This is a genomic window from Priestia sp. YIM B13489 (assembly GCF_042787645.1).
GTDB classification, from domain to species: domain Bacteria; phylum Bacillota; class Bacilli; order Bacillales; family Bacillaceae_H; genus Priestia; species Priestia megaterium.
This window is the reverse complement of sequence record NZ_JBHZOQ010000036.1, coordinates 408,017-428,001: the sequence shown is the minus strand read 5'-3', so window position 1 is coordinate 428,001 and position 19,985 is coordinate 408,017. Positions and strand designations below refer to the sequence as shown.

At 38.0% G+C, this 19,985-nt stretch carries 19 protein-coding genes and 1 riboswitch; of the genes, 15 read left to right on the top strand and 4 right to left on the bottom strand.

The window, feature by feature from the left end:
- The first annotated feature begins 105 nt into the window (after positions 1-105).
- From ACFX4W_RS04035 to ACFX4W_RS04025, 3 genes are all read left to right on the top strand, one after another.
- On the top strand, positions 106-1,152 hold the full coding sequence (locus tag ACFX4W_RS04035) for an N-acetylmuramoyl-L-alanine amidase (protein WP_043976565.1): 1,047 nt from the start codon (positions 106-108) through the stop codon (positions 1,150-1,152).
- A 191-nt stretch (positions 1,153-1,343) separates the two neighbouring features.
- Positions 1,344-1,484: riboswitch (cyclic di-AMP (ydaO/yuaA leader) on the top strand.
- A gap of 162 nt (positions 1,485-1,646) precedes the next feature.
- Positions 1,647-3,473 (top strand): APC family permease, encoded by a 1,827-nt coding sequence (locus ACFX4W_RS04030; protein WP_013084729.1) that lies wholly within the window; start codon positions 1,647-1,649, stop codon positions 3,471-3,473.
- 109 nt (positions 3,474-3,582) lie between these two features.
- Positions 3,583-4,560 (top strand): cation diffusion facilitator family transporter, encoded by a 978-nt coding sequence (locus ACFX4W_RS04025; protein WP_043976567.1) that lies wholly within the window; start codon positions 3,583-3,585, stop codon positions 4,558-4,560.
- Positions 4,561-4,882: 322 nt separating this feature from the next.
- Here the strand turns inward: ACFX4W_RS04025 and ACFX4W_RS04020 are convergent, their stop codons facing one another.
- Together ACFX4W_RS04020 and lexA are read right to left on the bottom strand one after the other, a co-directional pair.
- A complete protein-coding gene (locus ACFX4W_RS04020) occupies positions 4,883-6,328 on the bottom strand; it encodes a magnesium transporter CorA family protein (protein ID WP_043976569.1) in 1,446 nt (481 codons plus the stop codon).
- Between the two features lie 212 nt (positions 6,329-6,540).
- Positions 6,541-7,158 carry a transcriptional repressor LexA gene (gene lexA / locus ACFX4W_RS04015; RefSeq protein WP_013058778.1) on the bottom strand — a complete coding sequence of 206 codons (618 nt, stop codon included), beginning with the start codon at positions 7,156-7,158 and terminating at the stop codon, positions 6,541-6,543.
- 146 nt (positions 7,159-7,304) lie between these two features.
- Between lexA and yneA the strand changes: the two genes are divergently transcribed.
- The 8 genes from yneA (at position 7,305) to ACFX4W_RS03975 (ending at position 15,371) form a co-directional block, all read left to right on the top strand.
- The gene (yneA, locus tag ACFX4W_RS04010) at positions 7,305-7,634 is read left to right on the top strand and encodes a cell division suppressor protein YneA (RefSeq protein WP_013084723.1); all 330 of its coding nucleotides are present in this window, start codon (positions 7,305-7,307) and stop codon (positions 7,632-7,634) included.
- Between the two features lie 53 nt (positions 7,635-7,687).
- Complete coding sequence (locus ACFX4W_RS04005; protein WP_043976570.1) at positions 7,688-8,356, top strand: YneB family resolvase-like protein; 669 nt, start codon at positions 7,688-7,690, stop codon at positions 8,354-8,356.
- 69 nt (positions 8,357-8,425) lie between these two features.
- Entirely contained in the window at positions 8,426-8,656 is a 231-nt protein-coding gene (locus tag ACFX4W_RS04000) for a DUF896 domain-containing protein (RefSeq protein WP_013058775.1), read from the top strand.
- Positions 8,657-8,823: 167 nt separating this feature from the next.
- Positions 8,824-10,830 (top strand): transketolase, encoded by a 2,007-nt coding sequence (tkt, locus tag ACFX4W_RS03995; RefSeq protein ID WP_013058774.1) that lies wholly within the window; start codon positions 8,824-8,826, stop codon positions 10,828-10,830.
- Positions 10,831-10,978: 148 nt separating this feature from the next.
- Complete coding sequence (sirA, locus tag ACFX4W_RS03990) at positions 10,979-11,419, top strand: sporulation inhibitor of replication protein SirA (protein WP_013084721.1); 441 nt, start codon at positions 10,979-10,981, stop codon at positions 11,417-11,419.
- A 90-nt stretch (positions 11,420-11,509) separates the two neighbouring features.
- Positions 11,510-11,722, top strand: coding sequence for a YneF family protein (locus ACFX4W_RS03985; RefSeq protein WP_013058772.1), 213 nt, complete (start codon positions 11,510-11,512; stop codon positions 11,720-11,722).
- A gap of 90 nt (positions 11,723-11,812) precedes the next feature.
- Positions 11,813-13,576, top strand: a complete 1,764-nt coding sequence (locus ACFX4W_RS03980; protein ID WP_043976573.1) for an ABC transporter transmembrane domain-containing protein — start codon at positions 11,813-11,815, stop codon at positions 13,574-13,576.
- Positions 13,566-15,371, top strand: a complete 1,806-nt coding sequence (locus ACFX4W_RS03975; RefSeq protein ID WP_043976575.1) for an ABC transporter ATP-binding protein — start codon at positions 13,566-13,568, stop codon at positions 15,369-15,371. The genes ACFX4W_RS03980 and ACFX4W_RS03975 overlap by 11 nt, the downstream gene beginning before the upstream one ends.
- Positions 15,372-15,392: 21 nt before the next feature.
- Here ACFX4W_RS03975 and ACFX4W_RS03970 read toward each other — a convergent pair whose 3' ends face one another.
- The gene (locus ACFX4W_RS03970; RefSeq protein WP_013084718.1) at positions 15,393-15,569 is read right to left on the bottom strand and encodes an aspartyl-phosphate phosphatase Spo0E family protein; all 177 of its coding nucleotides are present in this window, start codon (positions 15,567-15,569) and stop codon (positions 15,393-15,395) included.
- Positions 15,570-15,699: 130 nt separating this feature from the next.
- Between ACFX4W_RS03970 and ACFX4W_RS03965 the strand changes: the two genes are divergently transcribed.
- From ACFX4W_RS03965 to ACFX4W_RS03955, 3 genes are all read left to right on the top strand, one after another.
- The gene (locus tag ACFX4W_RS03965; protein ID WP_034649306.1) at positions 15,700-16,407 is read left to right on the top strand and encodes a cytochrome c biogenesis CcdA family protein; all 708 of its coding nucleotides are present in this window, start codon (positions 15,700-15,702) and stop codon (positions 16,405-16,407) included.
- Between the two features lie 209 nt (positions 16,408-16,616).
- Positions 16,617-17,174, top strand: a complete 558-nt coding sequence (locus ACFX4W_RS03960; protein WP_013058767.1) for a DUF2179 domain-containing protein — start codon at positions 16,617-16,619, stop codon at positions 17,172-17,174.
- Positions 17,175-17,278: 104 nt separating this feature from the next.
- On the top strand, positions 17,279-17,770 hold the full coding sequence (locus tag ACFX4W_RS03955) for a CcdC family protein (protein ID WP_013058766.1): 492 nt from the start codon (positions 17,279-17,281) through the stop codon (positions 17,768-17,770).
- Positions 17,771-17,801: 31 nt separating this feature from the next.
- On the opposite strand, the gene ACFX4W_RS03950 is transcribed toward ACFX4W_RS03955, so the two are convergent.
- The gene (locus tag ACFX4W_RS03950; protein ID WP_013058765.1) at positions 17,802-18,227 is read right to left on the bottom strand and encodes a DUF2621 domain-containing protein; all 426 of its coding nucleotides are present in this window, start codon (positions 18,225-18,227) and stop codon (positions 17,802-17,804) included.
- Positions 18,228-18,503: 276 nt separating this feature from the next.
- Here ACFX4W_RS03950 and gabT point away from each other — a divergent pair, with 276 nt between their 5' ends.
- Positions 18,504-19,859, top strand: a complete 1,356-nt coding sequence (gene gabT / locus ACFX4W_RS03945) for a 4-aminobutyrate--2-oxoglutarate transaminase (protein WP_043976578.1) — start codon at positions 18,504-18,506, stop codon at positions 19,857-19,859.
- The last annotated feature ends 126 nt before the right edge of the window (positions 19,860-19,985 follow it).

The following is a 19,985-nucleotide window of genomic DNA, read 5'->3' as shown; positions in this document are numbered from 1 at the left end:
CTTTGAGTAGCGGTTCTTTTTTTAGTAATTTTCTACTTAGTAGGCTAGTATACGTAGCACTTTTTTCCCTCATACATATGTTAACAATAAGGAGGGACAAGTAATATGAAAAAAATCTATCTAGATGCAGGACATGGTGGGGCAGATGCAGGAGCAGTTGGAGCGAACGGACTGTATGAAAAAAACTTAGTTTTAAAAATTCAACAATATTTAATAAGCTATTTAAATAGCACCTACAGTGACTTTACGATTAAAACCACTCGTACCACAGATACTTTTTTATCGTTATCTCAGCGCGCTTCTCAAGCTAATTCGTGGGGAGCAGATGTATTTATGTCTATTCACGTAAATGCCGGTGGAGGAACAGGATATGAAGATTATGTTTATAGAAGCGCTAGCAATGCCAGTAAAACGTTTCAATCAATTGTCCACGGCCAAGTACAGCCAACGCTGCTGTCGTATAATCATCCGAATCGCGGTCGAAAATCAGCCAATTATGCGGTGCTTCGCTTAACAAATATGCCCGCAGTACTAACTGAAATAGCCTTTATTGATAACCGCACCGATGCAGCACTTCTCCAAAACGAAGCTTTTTTAAAAAGCATGGGTGAATCGTATGCAAAAGGAATTGCCGTATATTTAAATTTACCTCGTCGTGCAGTTCCAAACCCCAATCCAACACCAACTCCGAATCCATCACCTTCTGAACCAGGTACAAAAACGTATACGATCAAGCAAGGAGATACGCTTTACAGTATTGCACAGAAGTACAACATAACAGTACAAGCGCTTCAAGAAGCGAATACAGGGCTTTCTGATCCTTTAACACTACAGGTTGGAAAAACAATTGTTATTCCTTCAGGGACTTCACCAAACCCATCTCCAACACCGTCACCAACTCCACCTTCGGAACAATATCCACTTCCAAATGGAATTTTAAAACAAGGTGATTCTGGAGAAGCCGTGAAGCAGCTTCAAAAAGCATTAAACGCGGTGAATTTTAAAGTAGGTTCAGTAGACGGAATATATGGAGTTCAAACGAAAGATGCAGTCAGACGTTTTCAGCTTGTGTATCTTCCTTATGATGTGGATGGCATTTATGGTCCTCAAACGAAAAACAAGCTAGCAGCCGTTTTAAAAGCAAAAAGTTAAAGCAAAAAGGTCTTCTGTAAGCGGGCAGAAGACCTTTTGTTTTTCTGTTAAAAGCGCCTTAAGCACTATTTTATGGTTTGCGTAAAATAATGCTTTACAAACCATTTGTACGGGAGTATATTATCTAAGAACAAAGGATAGTTATGAAAGAAACATGTTATCGATCATACCCTTTAACCGAAAATTATATTGACCTGTTATCGCTTAATTCGTCAGAAGTGGGGGACCCAAATTTGTGCATTGTCACTTGGGGTGAATCCTTTTTTAAAGGTAGGGCTACTCTCATAGCCCGAATCCGACAGCTAACCCCATAAGCGTTTTGGAGAGGAGGTTTAAGCTGTGTAAAAACGCTGAGAACCCTTAGTGTTTTTTTTGTGCGCTTTTTTAACATAAAAAGGTATTTTTTAGGAGTAATATCACTTATTCGTGAACTTGTAACGGAGCTTAGCAATGAACAGTAAATAGTAGCTAAGCAATCATCGGAGGGAAATTACGTGAACTATTCAGTTCTCAAACGATTATTGATTGGAAAGCCGCTTAAAACAAAAGAGTTAGGCGATCAAAAGCTTAGTAAGCTTAAAGCGCTGGCTATTTTATCATCAGATGCCTTATCTTCAGTGGCTTATGGAACAGAACAAATTTTGATTGTACTTGCAACAGTCGGCGTTCTTGCCTATTGGTATTCGATTCCAATTGCGCTTGGGGTATTGGTTCTGCTCACGGCTTTAATTCTTTCGTATCGTCAAATTATTTATGCGTATCCGCAAGGCGGAGGAGCTTATATTGTTTCGAAAACCAATTTAGGAGAAAATCCTGGGCTTATAGCTGGAGGATCACTGTTGGTGGATTATATTTTAACAGTTGCTGTGAGCGTTTCAGCAGGAACCGATGCTTTAACTTCGGCTTTTCCAACGCTGCATCATTACAATGTAGTAATTGCGTGTTTGCTGGTGATTTTTATTACCGTCTTAAATTTACGTGGTGTAACAGAATCCGCTTCTGTATTAGCTTATCCGGTTTATTTATTTGTTATTGCTCTTATTTTGTTAATAGCGGTAGGCTTGTTTAAAATAGCGACAGGTCAAGTTTCACCTGAGCTTCATCCCTCTCTCGGTACAGTAGTGCCAGGTATTAGTTTGTTTTTATTATTAAAAGCTTTTTCGTCAGGCTGTTCAGCATTAACAGGTGTAGAAGCTATTTCAAATGCAGTGCCTAACTTTAAAGAGCCAGGTGCAAAAAATGCTGTTCATACATTAATGCTGATGGGCGGTATTTTAGCCGTTTTATTTTCTGGCATCACGTTTTTAGCTTATTGGCTTGGCATTTCTCCAAAAGCAGATGAAACGGTTGTATCACAAATTGCATCGAGTGTGTTTGGGCGAAATGGATTTTATTATTTTATTCAAGGCACAACAGCTCTAATTCTAGTGCTAGCGGCGAATACGGGCTTTTCAGCTTTCCCTTTGCTGGCTGTCAACTTATCGTCTGATAAATACATGCCAAGAATGTTTCAAATTCGTGGCGATCGACTAGGCTATTCAAATGGAATTGTGACCCTTGGAATTGCTTCTATTGTCTTAATTGTAGCTTTTAAAGGAGCGACTGAACAATTAATTCCTCTTTATGCAGTCGGGGTGTTTATTCCATTTACGCTTTCTCAAACAGGCATGATTGTCAAATGGCTTAGAGAAAAGCCGGCCGGTTGGCAAGGGAAGCTAACCATTAACTTAATTGGTGCCCTCATTACCTTAACTGTGCTAATTATTTTGTTTACAACGAAGTTTTCACAAGTATGGTCCGTGCTCATTTTCTTACCGGTTATTGTCTATATTTTTCATCGCATTCATACGCATTATGAAGCGGTAGGAGAGCAGCTTCGCATTAAGCAAGGAGAAAAGATTGGAAAGCTTGAAGGAAGTGTGGTCATTGTTCCTGTAGCAGGAATGACAAAGGTAGTAGAAAATTCATTAAATTATGCAAGAACGATTGGCGATACCGTTATTGCAGTGCATGTAGCCTTTGATCGAGAAAGCGAAAAGAGAATGGAAGAGAAGTGGGAGAAGTGGCAGCCTGATATTCGTATTGTTACGTTTCATTCTCAATACCGCAGCTTAGTGCGGCCGCTGTTTCGATTCATCGATATGGCTGAGGAAAAAGCCCGGGAAAATAATATGGCTATTACGGTCGTTATTCCGCAATTCATTACGAAAAAAAGCTGGCAAAATATCCTTCACAATCAGTCCAGTCTGCTGTTAAAAGCACATTTGCTTTACCGTAAAAATGTAATTGTTACAACTGTACCGTACCGTTTTAAAAAATAATGAAACATGACTAAAAACCTCCAACTTGTATGTTGGAGGTTTTTAATTTTTAAATTCACATACACTAACCGTAATCGAATCTCATCAAAGGCGCAAACGGAGGGATTGTATGAGTGAATTAATTAAATTGTTGCGAAAGGGAAATAAATCGGCCATCATGGCCGCTGTAGTTAATACCATTATCTCTATCATTAAAGGAATTGCTTTCGCTTTAACAGGGAATGTAGCAATGTTTGCTGAAACGATGCACAGCTTAGGAGATGCAGCTAATCAGTTTTTTGTCTTTATAGGTTCGGCATTAAGTAAAAAAGCCCCGACCAAAAGATTTCCAAATGGTTTCGGCCGATTGGTTAATCTCGTTCTATTAGGAGCGGTTCTTGTAGTAGGGATTATGGCGTTTGAAACGATTAAAGAAGGATATCACCACATTCTTCATCCCACGAAGTCTTCAGGCTTTATTTTAAATATTGCAGTACTTGGCATCTCGGTGTTACTTGAGATGTTTGTCCTATTTAAGGCGATGAAAGAAATTTTGCACGATGTCGGAATGAATACCGCAGAGGTCAATGTTTTTACGCAAAGCTTTGTTCATTTAAAGAAAGCAAAGCCGGCAACCAAGCTGGTCTTTATGGAAGATCTGGTAGCTACTGGAGGAGGCGTATTGGCGTTAATAGCCGTTTTCATTTCACGGTTTACACCTTTTCACCAAGCTGAAGGAATTGCTTCTATTTTGATTGGGCTTATGATGTTTTTTGTAGTAGGACGAGTATTTTTAGATAATGCTGCTGGAGCGCTAGGTGAAGCAGATAAAGAAATGGAAATAAAAATTGGCGCGATTGTCATGCAAGATGTACAAGTGCGTGATATTCAAACGTTAATGGTGATGAAAGAAGGAGAAGAGCTTCACGTTGAATTAAAAGTAGAAATTGATCCTTCTTTAACAGTGGCAGAAGCTGATGATATTAAAGATCGTCTGGAAAATCGTATTTTACAGGAAAAAGGAGTAACGGATGTCATTATTGAATTTGATGAAGATGATGGAATTCCGGACTGGGCGCCAAGTGATTTACAGCTTCAAAAAGAATAAAAAGAAGAGGTTAGGACAAAATTATTTTAATTGAAGAAGATCCGAACGATGAATCGAGGTTCTTGACGGAGAATCCAATTCGTTCGGATTTTTTCATTGGTATGGTGAACGTAGGTTTCGTGTTTTTAGTTGCTTTTAGAGGTTGATTGGAGGGCAAGGCTCACCGCCCGCGGAAAGCGAAGTCTTGCACGGAAGTCAACAGCGGTGTAACAAGCAATCCCTACTAGCTTATTTATTCCATTTGTTCCCCTATAGATTCGCTTGATTTAGTTATGTCTCAATCTCTTCTTTTTTATCATGTGTTTTCTGATGCGAACAGCTTTTATGTTTTAAACCGATCTTTTAATAAATTCCATAGGGAACTCACTCCGAGACTAATGCTGATCAGAATTCCTGATAGAGCTACTATTAAAGCGATATATTCAAAGATAGAAAACTGCTTCATACTATCCCAATTGATGTTTCCCTTTAGTTTGCTAATAACTAAATTCATTCCGTAAATACCGGAAAGAACCGTGTAAATCGTTAAAATTAATAATAAGTAATTGTGACGCTTAGCTGCGATTTTCTCTTGATTTTGGTACAAAGTACCAAGAGTTTCTTTGACTTCTTGATAAAGAGAATTGATATGGAAGATTTTTTTAAAGAGCTCAGAAAACTCTTGACCTTCTGTGCGAGAGCTAATTTCTAAAAATAAATATTTACCTGAGAACACGGTAATAGAGCGGATTAGTCGTTCAATGCCCTCTGAATTTTTATGAAACGTGAGCTGAGAATACTCATAAGATAGTTTTAGCAACACGATTTTATAGAAAAAATGTAAAAATAAATTATAGTAATGCTGGCCAAATAGATGATTCATCAAAAGCTGATCCGTTTTAGAGTCTGTCGATTTAGAAATACATGAAAACACATGGTCTGTTATGACGTAATAGGTTTCAGGAGCCCATCTGGAATACACGTGTTTAGTATTATACGTTTTAATATACTCATGATTGTGTGCAGAAATAAACGCTTTCCCGTCAGGCATATAGCTATTTAGCTGTCCAGTACGAAATAAAGTTGTGGAATTAATCTCTTGCTCTTGATTTACCGTTACATAACTTAACACAAACATCCGTTCATCGATAAAATAAGGAAGGCTCCCCACATGCTGTTTACGTGTGGCTTCTTTCTTGATGTGTTTGTTCAAAAATGGCGCGAGCTGTGAAAAAATATAATCTTGTACTTTGCTATAGCGGTGGTGTTCATAGGTAATGGTGGATCCATGCTCTTCAGCAAGCTTCGGTTCTAATACACGAAAATGATTCATGAACTCTAAAATATCATCATAGGTGTAATGATTATGGCTCATCTCAGTGCGAATGGTCATGACGCCAATTTCAAAAGGACATAAAAAAACATCCACAGACAGCACGTTGCTAGACACGGTGGTGGAGGAAGTGTGTAACGTAATGGCATGGTCTATTTTTTTTGAAAATCGAAGCAACCCTTCTTTTTCGCACGAGTCAGGGAATAGAATGCATTCAATGTAAGGAAGAAAATATTGATCCAGGCTATCATGAGATACGTAATATTGTTCTCCGTAGTATTCTTTTTCTAAATGTTTGTTTTGAATGGAGAAAAACTCGAACAAATTTGCTTTCAGCGCATGAACAAGCTGCTCTTTATTTTTTCGGTCAAAGGAAAAAGGAAAAAGAAACATGTTCATTGCTTTGGTAGGTACAATGGTTTGAAATGGTTCTGTTTTCCTTGGTGTATTGGTCATAAACTACATCCTTCTTATGGTCGGTTGTATTTCCTTGTAAGAGTCGAGGAAATGCAGGTAGAAAGTAAAAGGTAAAACAAGCTTTATAAAAACCGTTCTACCTGCCTGCAATGATTCAACGTATCATTTATAATATGCCAATTTTTTTAGAAAACAAACGTAAAAAAAACCAACTAACATCATCATTAGTTGGTTTTACATACAGTGTCTGATTAGTGAATCGTGCGATATACACCAGTTACTTTTCCTAAAATCGTTACGTGGCGAAGAATAATAGGCGCCATCGTTGAATTTTCAGGCTGTAAACGAACGAAATTTTCTTCTTTAAAGAAACGTTTTACCGTTGCTTCGTTGTCTTCGGTCATAGCGACCACAATATCTCCATTATTAGCTGTTTGCTGCTGACGTACGATTACCATATCGCCATCTAGAATACCTGCTTCAATCATACTTTCTCCCATAATTTCAAGCATAAATACATGATCATCTGGAGAAACGAATTTATCTGGAAGAGGGAAATATTCTTCCACATTTTCAACAGCTGTTATAGGCAGACCCGCTGTTACTTTACCGATAACAGGAACATTAATGACATTGCTTTTAGGGATGTTTACTTCGTCTAGTTGAAGAACTTCGATTGCTCTTGGTTTTGTCGGATCTCTGCGAATTAACCCTTTGCTTTCTAAACGAGCTAAATGCCCGTGTACAGTGGAGCTAGAGGCTAATCCTACCGCTTCCCCAATCTCACGAACAGAAGGCGGATAACCTTTTAATTTTACTTCATGCTTAATAAAATCTAGTATGTCTTGTTGACGTTTTGATAGCTTCATATTTTTCACCTCGATTTTAGCTATTCTTTAGGTGAATTATACCACGTGATGTGTCAATATACAAACATAAGTTCGAAGAATTCCATTGACAGAAACAAATGTTCTCAATAAAATAAGAACATATATTCTGACAGGGGGATCATAATATGCAACAATTCTTACATTCTATGAAACATTACGCTATTTTTTTTGCAGTTATCGCTGCACTTACATATGTATTGACGCTGGTTTTAGGAGCGGATAAAGTAGATTTAGACAAATATTCAACGGTTACTATTACAAAAGGAGATACGCTTTGGGAATTGTCCAACAAGTATCATAATCACCATCATTTGACCACCAATGAATTTGTCAAATGGGTTGAAGACGTCAATGATTTAAACTCAGACACTGCCCAGTCTTTATCTCCTGGAGATAAATTATATATTCCTGTTTTAAAAAAAGAGTTACATAATCAAGTGGCAATTGAACAGTAGTGTGTAACGGCCGTTCCTGAATATTGTTAAAAGCCGAAAAGGTCGTGATAAAAGTGGATGCCATTATTTATTGCCGTGTCAGTACGGATAAAAAAACCCAAGAAACATCTTTACAGCGCCAGCAAGAAGAATTAAAAAAGCTTGCTGCTCTTCACCATCTAGACGTAAAAAAAGTCGTAATGGAAAAAGCAAGCGGATATGAAGTAGACAGAGAGGGTATTTTGGATGTTCTTCATACAATGAAAGAAGAAAAAATATCTGTGTTGCTTATTCAAGATGAAACACGATTAGGCAGAGGAAATGCTCGAATTGCGCTGCTTCATGCTTTTCATAAAGAAAATGCTACCATCTATACGATTAGTCATCAAGGCCAGCTTCAGCTTTCAGAATCTGATTCAATGGTGTTAGATATTATTAGCTTAGTGGAAGAGCATCAGCGGAAATTACATAATGCTAAAATTAAAAGAGGAATGAAAAGAGCTGTAGAAAACGGTTATCGTCCGCAGCAAAATTTAAAAAATCAAGGAGTTAACTCGGGAAGAGAAAAAAAAGAAGCGCCAATTGAAGAAATTGTCCGTCTTCGTCATAACGGCTTAACCTTTGCTGAAATTTCAGTTACGCTAAAAGGTTTTGGCTATAATATTTCAAAAGCGACGGTACATCGCCGCTATCAAGAATACCAAGAGAATGCTCAATCTCTTGATAAAACGAAAGAGATTTAGTAAGATGACTACATGTTGCCGGAACGGTTCGGTAATTTTAATTATTGATTATAAGGAGATAGGTTTTATATGCTATCAAAAGATAAACTTGCTCGTATTAATGCTCTTTCAAAAAAGGCAAAGGCTGAAGGTCTGACAGAATCTGAAGCGAAAGAACAGCAAGAGCTACGTCAGGAATATTTAAAAGTTTTCCGACAATCTATGACAAATCACCTTCATACGATTAAAGTTGTGGACGAAGAAGGTAAAGATGTTACGCCTAAGAAGTTAAAAGAGAGTAAAAAGAAGCGTCTTCACTAAGACGTTCTAGTAAAACTAGAGGGAGTGTTCCTTCTAGTTTTTTGTATATTTTTAATAAGGCACACAAAAACTGTAAAAGTGGAAAATTTTTTGGTTCAAGTATTGTACAAATAAGCAAATCATTAGTATGATAACATATGTACATAGTTTTGAAAGGAATGAAGAGTATGACACAACGTATTGAAGATCTTTCGATTGCAACAATTCGTACTTTATCAATCGATGCGATTGAAAAAGCAAATTCAGGTCACCCAGGTATGCCAATGGGAGCTGCTCCAATGGCATATACATTGTGGACAAAATTTATGAACATCAATCCAAAGAATCCAAACTGGTTCAACCGTGACCGCTTTGTATTATCAGCAGGACACGGATCGGCACTATTATACAGCTTGCTTCATTTAGCTGGATATGACTTATCAATTGAAGACCTTAAAAACTTCCGTCAATGGGGAAGTAAAACACCAGGTCATCCAGAGTTCGGTCATACAGCAGGTGTTGATGCAACAACTGGTCCACTAGGACAAGGTATTGCAATGGCTGTTGGTAAAGCAATGGCAGAACGTCATTTAGCTGAAACATACAACAAAGAAGGTTTAGAAATTGTAGACCACTTTACGTATGGTATTTGTGGTGACGGAGACTTAATGGAAGGTGTATCTGCTGAAGCAGCTTCATTAGCAGCACACTTAAAATTAGGACGTTTAGTTGTTTTATACGATTCAAATGATATTTCTTTAGACGGAGATTTAGATCGCTCGTTCTCTGAGAACGTAGAAGATCGTTTCAAAGCTTACGGATGGCAAGTAATCCGCGTTGAAGACGGCAATGACTTGACAGCGATTGCAAACGCAATTGAAGAAGCAAAAGGCGATTTAACACGCCCGACGCTAATTGAAGTAAAAACAACAATCGGATTTGGTTCTCCAAACCACGCGGGTACTTCTGGCGTGCACGGTTCTCCATTAGGTTCCGATGAAACAAAATTAACAAAAGAAGCTTATGCATGGACATTTGAAGAAGATTTCTATGTGCCAGAAGAAGTGTATGCTCACTTCAAAGCTACAATTGCTGAAGATGGCCAAAAGAAAGAAAACGAATGGAACGATGTATTTGCACAGTATAAAGAAAAATACCCTGAACTAGGTCGTCAATTTGAACTGGCAGTAGAAGGAAAGTTACCGGAAGGCTGGGAAGAAACGCTTCCAGCATACGAAACGGGTTCAAGCCTAGCTAGCCGTGCTTCTTCTGGAGAAGTATTAAACGCAGTAGCACAAGCTGTACCTCAATTCTTCGGCGGTTCAGCTGACTTAGCTGGCTCAAATAAAACAATGATTAAAGGTTCAGAAGACTTCACTGCAGCTGATTACAGCGGACGTAATATCTGGTTCGGTGTACGTGAATTTGCAATGGGAGCTGCATTAAACGGTATGGCTCTACACGGCGGTGTAAAAGTATTCGGAGGAACATTCTTTGTATTCTCTGATTATCTTCGCCCAGCAATTCGCTTAGCAGCTTTAATGAAGCTTCCTGTAACATATGTATTCACACATGACAGTATCGCAGTTGGAGAAGACGGCCCAACACATGAGCCAATTGAACAATTGCCATCACTTCGTGCAATGCCAGGTCTTTCAGTGGTTCGTCCTGCAGATGCAAATGAAACAGCTGCTGCATGGCGCTTAGCATTAGAGTCAACTGACCGCCCAACGGCGCTTGTATTGACTCGTCAAAACTTGCCAACGCTTGAAGGTACAAAAGAAAATGCATACGAAGGCGTGTCTAAAGGTGCATATGTTGTATCTAAAGCTGGTAAAGACCAAGCGGATGCGTTAATACTTGCAACAGGCTCTGAAGTAAGCCTAGCAGTAGAAGCACAAAAAGCATTAGCTGCAGAAGGCATTGATGTATCTGTAGTAAGTATGCCTGCGTGGGATCGTTTCGAAGAGCAATCTGCTGAGTACAAAGAAAGTGTTATCCCTAAATCAGTGAAAAAACGTTTAGGTATTGAAATGGCTTCTACACTTGGCTGGGAACGCTATGTTGGAGACGAAGGACAAGTTCTTGGTATTAATCACTTCGGTGCATCTGCTCCTGGTGAAACAATCATGAAAGAATTTGGTTTTACAGTTGAAAATGTAGTAGCAAAAGTGAAAAGCTTGCTTAATGCATAATTCTTTTTCATAAGAAAGAGCAGACTCCTGTGGTCTGCTCTTTTTTTCGACAAAAAAACAAAGGAATTTTTTCATCGATAGACAAGCATTGCGTACACCATTCGGTATAATGGTACAAAAAAGAACGAGCCGAAAGGGAGGATGAATCGTGAGAACGTATGAAGTATATTTAATGGAGGAAGAAGTTGCATCATCCTATTTTCGAAGAGAAAAGCTCATTTATCAGCTGCTGATTGAATATAGAATGAAACGTCACTTGCAGGAAACGCACTTACAAAAACAAGTTCATTACATTACTCGCCAACTGCCCATTTCATTTATTCAACGAGAATTGCTTCAGGCGTTTTCTCATTATCCTCATTTTTTTACTCATCAAGAGACGTTTGTGCTGGAATATCCTCATAAAAAAAGTCGAGCATCTATAAAATTAACGAATCGCTGTATAACAATTGAAGGAGATGGCAATGTTGATGCTGAGACAGCTTTTTTTGAAGTATTACGCAAGCTAGATCCTTGTTTTTTAGCAGTGAATTATGGAACGGATGAATACGGCTGGCTGAGGCCTGTGAAAACAAGAAAATTTGTGTAATTATTTAAGGAAATTGGAACGGAAATATTGTATAATAGCGTATGGTCTAGTACACTGTAAGTTAGACAACACGAAGGAGGAAGTAATACCATGGGAATGTATATTCTAGTTGGTGTTCTAGCATTAATTGTTGGGATAGCGCTAGGATTTTTCATTGCTCGTAAGTATATGATGAGCTATCTGAAGAAAAATCCACCAATTAATGAACAAATGTTAAAAATGATGATGATGCAAATGGGCATGAAACCATCGCAGAAAAAAATTAACCAAATGATGAAAGCAATGAACGGCCAAATTAAATAATGGTTAATTGGACAGACACTCTCTATTCAGAAGGGTGTCTTTTGTTTTATGATAGAGATAAGAAAATGGTTGTGGGGTTAGGGGGATACGATGAAAATTTTTCGAGAGTTATGGTGGTTTTTCAAACAGGAAAAAAAGTCTTACATAACGGGGATAGCGTTGCTCATTATTGTGGCAGCATTAGAACTTCTCCCGCCTAAAATTATTGGTTTAACGGTAGATGGCATTAAAGAAGGGACGCTGAATGGAAAGCGCTTAATGCAGATGGTTGGAATTTTGCTAGGAGCTGCTGTTGTGGCCTATTTCACAAGATACATATGGCGTATTATGATATTTGGTTCATCTGTTAAACTAGCCAAGCAGCTGAGAAATACCCTCTACACTCATTTTACCAAGATGAATCAGGCCTTTTATCAACGGCGGCGAATTGGGGATTTGATGGCCCATGCAACAAACGATATTCAAGCTATTCAACAAACTGCAGGTTCGGGCGTTTTGACACTCGTGGATTCCATTGTCACAGGAGGGCTTGTTCTATGCACAATGGCCCTCACAATCAGCTGGAAATTAACGCTTATTTGCCTTATTCCTATGCCGCTTATGGCCGTTTTAACGAGTTACTATGGTACATTGCTTCATGCGCGGTTTCATCACGCACAAGCAGCATTTTCTACTTTAAATGATAAGGTTCAAGAAAGCATTAGCGGAATTAAAGTCATTAAGACGTTTGGGGAAGAAGCAGCTGATGTCGAAGAATTTCGCATCAAGTCTGCAGATGTTGTGCAAAAGAACATGAAAGTAGCCCGAGTAGATGCATTGTTTGATCCGACCATTTCGATTATTGTAGCACTTTCTTTTTTACTTGCTCTTATTTTTGGCAGCAAGATGGTTATTAGTGAAGAGTTGACACTGGGGCAGCTTGTTACCTTTACAACTTATTTGGGCCTTCTTATTTGGCCGATGCTCGCGTTTGGCTGGCTATTTAACATTGTGGAACGAGGAAGAGCATCATATGACAGGGTATTTTCTTTATTAAAAGAAGAAAATTCGATTGAAGAAGCAGCGCATCCCAGTGTTGAAATGCCAACAGGAAATATTGAAGCTGTTATTCAGAGGTTTTCGTATGGTAAAGAAAACGGATATACGTTAAACGAAATTTATTTTACACTTTCTCGCGGTCAAACGTTAGGTATTGTCGGAAAGACGGGAGCTGGGAAAACCACGCTTTTAAAGCTGCTGCTTCGTGAATTTGATGTAAGCGACGGAGCTGTTTTATGGGGAGGAAAAGACATTAAAGACTATGCTTTTGATTCATTGTACCAAAGCATTGGGTATGTTCCTCAAGATCACTTTTTGTTTTCAACAACAGTTGCTGATAATATCGCGTTTGGAAAAAAAGAAGCAAGCAATCAAGAAGTTAAAGAAGCGGCTAAAGTTGCCAATGTACATAGAGACATCCTCGATTTTACGGATGGCTATCAAACAATAGTAGGTGAAAAAGGCGTTTCGTTATCGGGTGGACAAAAACAGCGTATCTCGATTGCAAGAGCTCTTCTATTAGATCCTGAGCTTTTAATTTTAGACGACTCGCTATCAGCGGTAGATGGAAAAACGGAAGCGCGTATTTTACAAGCGCTGAAGCAGAAACGTCAAAATCGAACAACGATTATTACAGCGCATCGGCTGAGCTCGGTTACTCATGCAGACCTGATTCTTGTACTTGATAAAGGGAAAATTATTCAGCGAGGAACTCATGAGGAACTGCTTAGCGTGAGCGGCTGGTACCAGGATATGTACGATAGACAGCAGCTTGAACGTGCGGTAGAAGAAGGAGAGACGAAAAATGAAAATTGAGCATTCTTCGGTACATAAACGTCTGTTTCGCTATACAATTCCGCATAAAAAATCATTTTTTTTAGCGTTCACATTATTATTAATTGCTACGGCTGCGGATTTATTAGGGCCCATTTTGATTAAAATTTTCATTGACGATTATTTAACTCCTAAGTATTTGCCTCTTCAGCCTCTTGTGTGGCTTGCAAGCAGTTATTTGCTTTTACAGCTTTTAAAAATTTTCGTTCAATACTTTCAGCTTCTGCAGTTCCAAAAAATTGCGCTTCAAATTATTCAGCAGATTCGAATTGACGTTTTTTCTCATGTTCATCGCCTGGCTCTTCGCTTTTTTGACAACACGCCAACAGGAAGCCTGGTATCTCGAATTACAAATGACACGGAAGCCATGAAAGAAATGTTTGTGGAAGTCATCGCGGTTTTTATTCAAAATGGGGTATTTTTGGTCGGTATTTTTATAGCCATGTTTATGCTAGATGTGAAGCTGGCTTTTTATTGTTTAGTTCTTCTCCCGTTCATTTGGGGACTTATGAAGCTTTATCAGCATTACAGCGCTATTTACTACGGACAGCTTCGAGAAAAGCTAAGCCAGTTAAATGCCAAGCTTCATGAGTCTTTGCAAGGCATGTCTATTATTCAGTTATTTCGTCAAGAAAAGCGGCTGCGCTCGGAATTTGAAGAAATCAATGATGAGCATTACAAAGCGGGGATGCGCAATATTAAGTTAGATGGTTTGCTGCTAAGACCGGCAGTCGAAATTCTTTACATGTTAGCCGTTATTCTTGTGCTCAGTTATTTTGGTGTTTCCGTAGCTGACAGTCCTGTTAAAATTGGTGTTCTTTACGCGTTTATCAACTACTTGGATCGTTTTTTTGAGCCTGTTAATGAAATGATGCAGCGTCTCTCTATGTATCAGCAAGCGATGGTATCAGCCTCTCGGGTGTTTAACTTGATGGATGAAAAAGAAAAAAATCCAGTCATGACAGGAGAACAAAAGCAGGGGGTACAAAAAGGAACGGTAGAATTCAGAAACGTAACGTTTTCCTATGACGGTGTTCGAGATGTACTTTCTGATATATCGTTTACGGTAAACGAAGGAGAAACAGTGGCTTTAGTAGGCCATACGGGAAGCGGAAAAAGCTCCATCATTAATTTATTAATGCGTTTTTATGAGCAGCAAAAAGGAGACATTTTGATCGATAGTAAACCGCTATCGTCTTTTTCAAATAAACAGCTTCGAGATGAGGTAGGGCTAGTGCTTCAAGATGCCTTTTTATTTGCAGATACCGTAAAACGAAATATTACGCTGCACGAAGACCATTTTTCTGATGAACAAGTAAAAGCAGCGGCGGAATTTGTGCAAGCTCATGCATTTATCGAAGCCCTTCCTAATAAGTATAATGAAGTGCTAGTCGAAAGAGGTTCCACTTTATCAAGCGGCCAGCGTCAGCTCTTAGCATTTGCAAGAACGGTCATCCGGAATCCTAAAATCCTTATTCTTGATGAAGCAACAGCACACATTGATACAGAAACAGAAGAAGCGATTCAAGAAGTGTTAAGAGATATGGGAAAAGGCCGTACAACAATTGCGATTGCCCATCGTTTATCCACTATTCAACACGCCGACTGTATTTTAGTACTGCATAAAGGAAAAATCGTCGAAAAAGGCACACATACTGAACTGCTAAACAAAGGCGGTTTGTACTATAATATGTATCAGCTTCAGCACAGTGAAAAAGAAGAGAATTTCAGCAAAGAAACAGGAGTAAAAGAGATTTATACAGAATTGATAGAGTGAAGGTAAAAAAAGAAACAACCTTCATGAAGAGGTTGTTTCTGTTGTTTGAGCAGGGAATTCATTGTAAACGTTTAATAAATGATCTAATTCTTGACTATGTTTAATAGCAGGTGGAGAGTTTAATCCACTTACTCGGACTATGCGGATGAGTTCTTCTCGTTTCTTTTCAATCGCTAATAGAATATCTTTTTTGGCCAATGCTATGTATCCCTTCTAACAAGTCGTTTACCTAATTATACAAGATAATGGTACTATTTGAAAGAAGTGAGATAAGACAATTTGGTTACAAAATGGTAACGAAAAAGAACAAAAAAGGGAAGTGGGAAATGTGGGAGATTTAAATTTGTTTTTGGCATTCGGCGCGGGGTTTTTATCGTTTATTTCACCCTGCTGTTTGCCTTTGTACCCAGCTTTTTTATCGTACATAACGGGAGTGTCAGTTAGCGAGCTAAAGGAAGGCGCTAAGTCACATCAGCGCAAAGCTTTTATTCACACAGCATTTTTTCTATTGGGGTTTTCTGTTATTTTCATTATGATTGGCTTTGCTACTTCTTTTATTGGTCAGTGGTTTTTTAACTATAAGGATTTAATTCGGCAGATTGGCGCTATTCTTATTATTTTCTTTGGTCTAGTTGTACTAGGAATTTTTAAGCCCCGAATTCTTATGCAGGAACACAAGCTTAAATTCGCAAATAAGCCGGCTGGACTCTTAGGTTCTTCTTTTATTGGTATGGCTTTTGCTGCCGGCTGGACTCCGTGTACGGGCCCTATTTTAGTATCGGTTATGGCCCTTGCAGCGACAAACCCAGGCTCCGGTCTTTTGTATATGATAGCTTATTCACTTGGGTTTTCTATTCCATTTTTTATTATGACGTTTTTTATCGGGAAAATGAACTGGTTAAAAAAACATATGAATTCCATGATGAAAGTTGGCGGATATGCAATGATTGGTATGGGATTTATTTTGTATTTTGACTGGATGACAAAAATTATTATTTATACAACGAGCGTATTTGGAGGGTTTACGGGCTTTTAAAAAGGGAAAATGATAAAAAAAGAATCTGATAATTGGCAGATTCTTTTTATTTTTCAAAAGATAAAATAGTTACTTTTGCTCTTAGGAAATATACAAGAATATGATGTAAAAAATATATAGAAAAAATTTATTTTTACTATATCTTCTATAAATACGGAGTGATACAATGAAATCGTCATATTTTTAATTGTTAAAAAGAGGTGTATAAATTGAAAGATATTTTGTTAATCTTGCTTTTGCAACTGATCTATGTACCGATCTTGACGCTGCGCACAATTTTTTTAGTCAAAGGTATGAGTATGTATGCCTCGGTTTTTGGATTTGTTGAAGCGTTAATTTATGTATTCGGCTTATCTCTTGTATTTTCAGGAGATCAAAGCACGCTTGCTATGGTTGTATATGCAGTTGGGTTTGGAGTGGGAATTATTCTTGGAAGTTATATCGAATCTAGACTTGCTATCGGATATACAACATTCTTAGTTAACCTTATGACCAAAAATGAAGAGTTGATTAACCGCCTTCGACAAGAAGGTTTTGGTGTTACTGTTTATCAAGGAGAAGGAAGAGACAGTGCACGCTATAGATTAGACATTTTAACAAAAAGAAGTAGAGAAGAAGAGCTATTAGCATTCATTGAAGAATATGAGCCTCGTGCTTTCATTATTTCATACGAGCCGCGTAAATTTAAAGGCGGGTTCTTACTAAAAGCAATGAAAAAGCAAAAACAAAAGCAAAAAGCAAAAGCAGATATCACCTCTACTAAATAAAAACAGAAGAGATCCTCTTCTGTTTTTTTGTTGCACTTTTACTTCTGATGTTTTTTGGATTATAATATAAGTAAACACTAAACTATAGTAAAGGAAGGATTTCATTGGTTATTGCTTCAACACTTGTCGCAATTTTTATGGCTTCTTTCATATTAGTTGTTCGAATGAAAGCTGCTGATAAACCAACGAATGCAAAAAAAATTATACTCCCGCCTTTTTTTATGAGTACGGGAGCGTTAATGTTTATCTTTCCAATGTTTCGAGTAACGGGTGCAGAACTGCTTGAGGCGTTAATAGCAGGCATGATTTTCTCAATCCTGTTAATTAAAACGTCTAAATTTGAAATTCGTGACGATCATATTTACTTGAAGCGTTCAAAAGCTTTTGCATTCATTATTATTGGTTTGCTTATTATTCGAATTGCAATGAAAATATATTTAAGTTCTTCAATTGATGTTGGCCAGCTTGGCGGTATGTTCTGGATTTTAGCATTTGGTATGATTGTACCGTGGCGCATTGCTATGTACACATCGTACAAAAAGCTCGAACGAAAGCTGCATAATGATCGTCTTGCTAATACAACGATATTAAACTAAAAAAGGTGGCTGCGCAGCCACCTTTTTTAGTTTAAAATAAATGCTGATAAGGGACGGCATCTATTTTTTGCTTTTTTAATGTTTTTAATAAAAATTTATGATCACGTTTAGGCGTAGCTAAAATGTATCCGCGTACGATTAAGTCTTCCGTTATAGAGGCTGCTTGTTCCTCAATTGCGAGTTCCCCAATTTTTCCCGCGATTTTTTGTTTGGCTACATCGCGAAATAGTTCAGGTACTGGTTCAACAAGAACGTTTAATAGCTGCTTTTGATCCGCTGACCAAAGGTGGACGGTTTTGGAAAGATAGTGATCTTGCCAATCAAGCTCAGACATGCCGTCTTCTTTTGGTAAGCGCTTTAAAAATTTCCTGAACATAAAAAATCCGCCGATAGCAAACATGCTCATTAAAAAGACCACCCAAAATAAAATAACCCATAAAAACCAGCCCTCTAGCATATTTTTCACTCCTTTATAAAGAGGTCAATCCTAACATTACTATATTTATACATTTATTATAAAAGCCTTGTTCCTTTTATGGCAATATAAAATTCCTGTACTTTATGCGAGAGGAAAGTCTTTTTTGACTTATCAATAAGTCTATATAGACTTATTGATGATTCAAATATCGTTAGAATTATCTAAAAATGCTTATTTTTCAGCTTTTTAAAAGTTGGCACGTTTTTTGCATATAAACTAATTGAAGAATTATTTAATATGAGAGGAAGATAAAAAATGAGTCAAACTTTTAGCAAAGTAGCAACAAATTTACCGGGAGAAAATGCAAAGCAATTATTAGATAGAAGACACCGTGCCATTCCGAAAGGTGTAAGTTATGGCATTCCGACATTTGCTGATACGGCTGAAGGGGCGATCGTTAAAGATGTCGATGGCAATACGTTTATTGATTTCGTAGGCGCAATTGGCACAATCAATGTAGGACACAGTCATCCAAAAGTAAAAGAAGCGCTTCACAAACAAGTAGACCGTTTTATTCACACGGGATTTAACGTAATGATGTATGAGTCATACGTAGAGCTTGCAGAAAGATTAGCAGCAATTGCACCGGGTGAATTTGACAAGAAAGTATTACTTTTAAATAGCGGAGCAGAAGCTGTAGAAAACGCAGTGAAAATTGCTCGTAAATATACAAAGCGCCAAGGAATTATTTCCTTTAACCGCGGTTTCCATGGTCGTACATTAATGACAATGACAATGACAAGTAAAGTAAAACCATATAAATATGAATTTGGACCGTTTGCTCCTGAAGTATACAAAGCTCCATATCCTTATGAGTATCGCCGTCCACAAGGGTTATCAGTTGAAGCATACGAAGATTTCATGATTACAGAATTCAAAAACTTCTTAAATACAGAAGTAGCACCGGAAACGATTGCAGCTGTTGTAATGGAGCCGATTCAAGGTGAAGGTGGTTTCATTGTTCCAGGTAAACGTTTTGTGCAAGAAGTGTATCAATTATGTAAAGAGCACGGAATTTTATTTGTATCAGATGAAATTCAAGCAGGATTTGCACGTACAGGCCGCTACTTCGGTATTGAACATTTTGACGTTGAGCCTGATTTAATTACGGTATCAAAATCACTAGGAGCTGGCGTACCAATCAGCGGTGTCATTGGCCGTGCTGAAATCATGGATGAATCTAATCCTGGTGAGCTTGGCGGAACTTATTGCGGAAGTCCTCTTGGATGTGAAGCAGCTTTAGCTGTACTTGATATCATTGAAGAAGAAAAACTAAATGAACGCGGTGAGTACCTTGGAAAAGTGGTAACATCACGATTTGAAAAACTAGCAGAAAAATATGACTGTATCGGTGATATTCGCGGATTAGGAGCGATGTCTGCGATTGAGCTTGTGAAAGACCGTAAAACAAAAGAAGCAGACAAAGAGCTTACACAGCGCATCGTGAAAGAAGCAAACAACCGTGGATTATTACTGCTTAGCGCAGGAGTATTTGGAAACGTTCTTCGTATCTTAATGCCGATTGTTATTACAGATGAGCAGCTGGAAGAAGGCTTAGCTATTTTTGAAGCAGCACTAGAAGCAAGCGTACAGCAAACGGTTGAAGTGTAAGTGGAATTGAGGCATGAGTGAAGAGAGAACTCTTCACTCATTCTTCATGAATCACAAAGAATGGGTATGTTTGGACACTCTATTTATAGATTTTTCATTTTCTGATAAAATAAAATAATAATTATT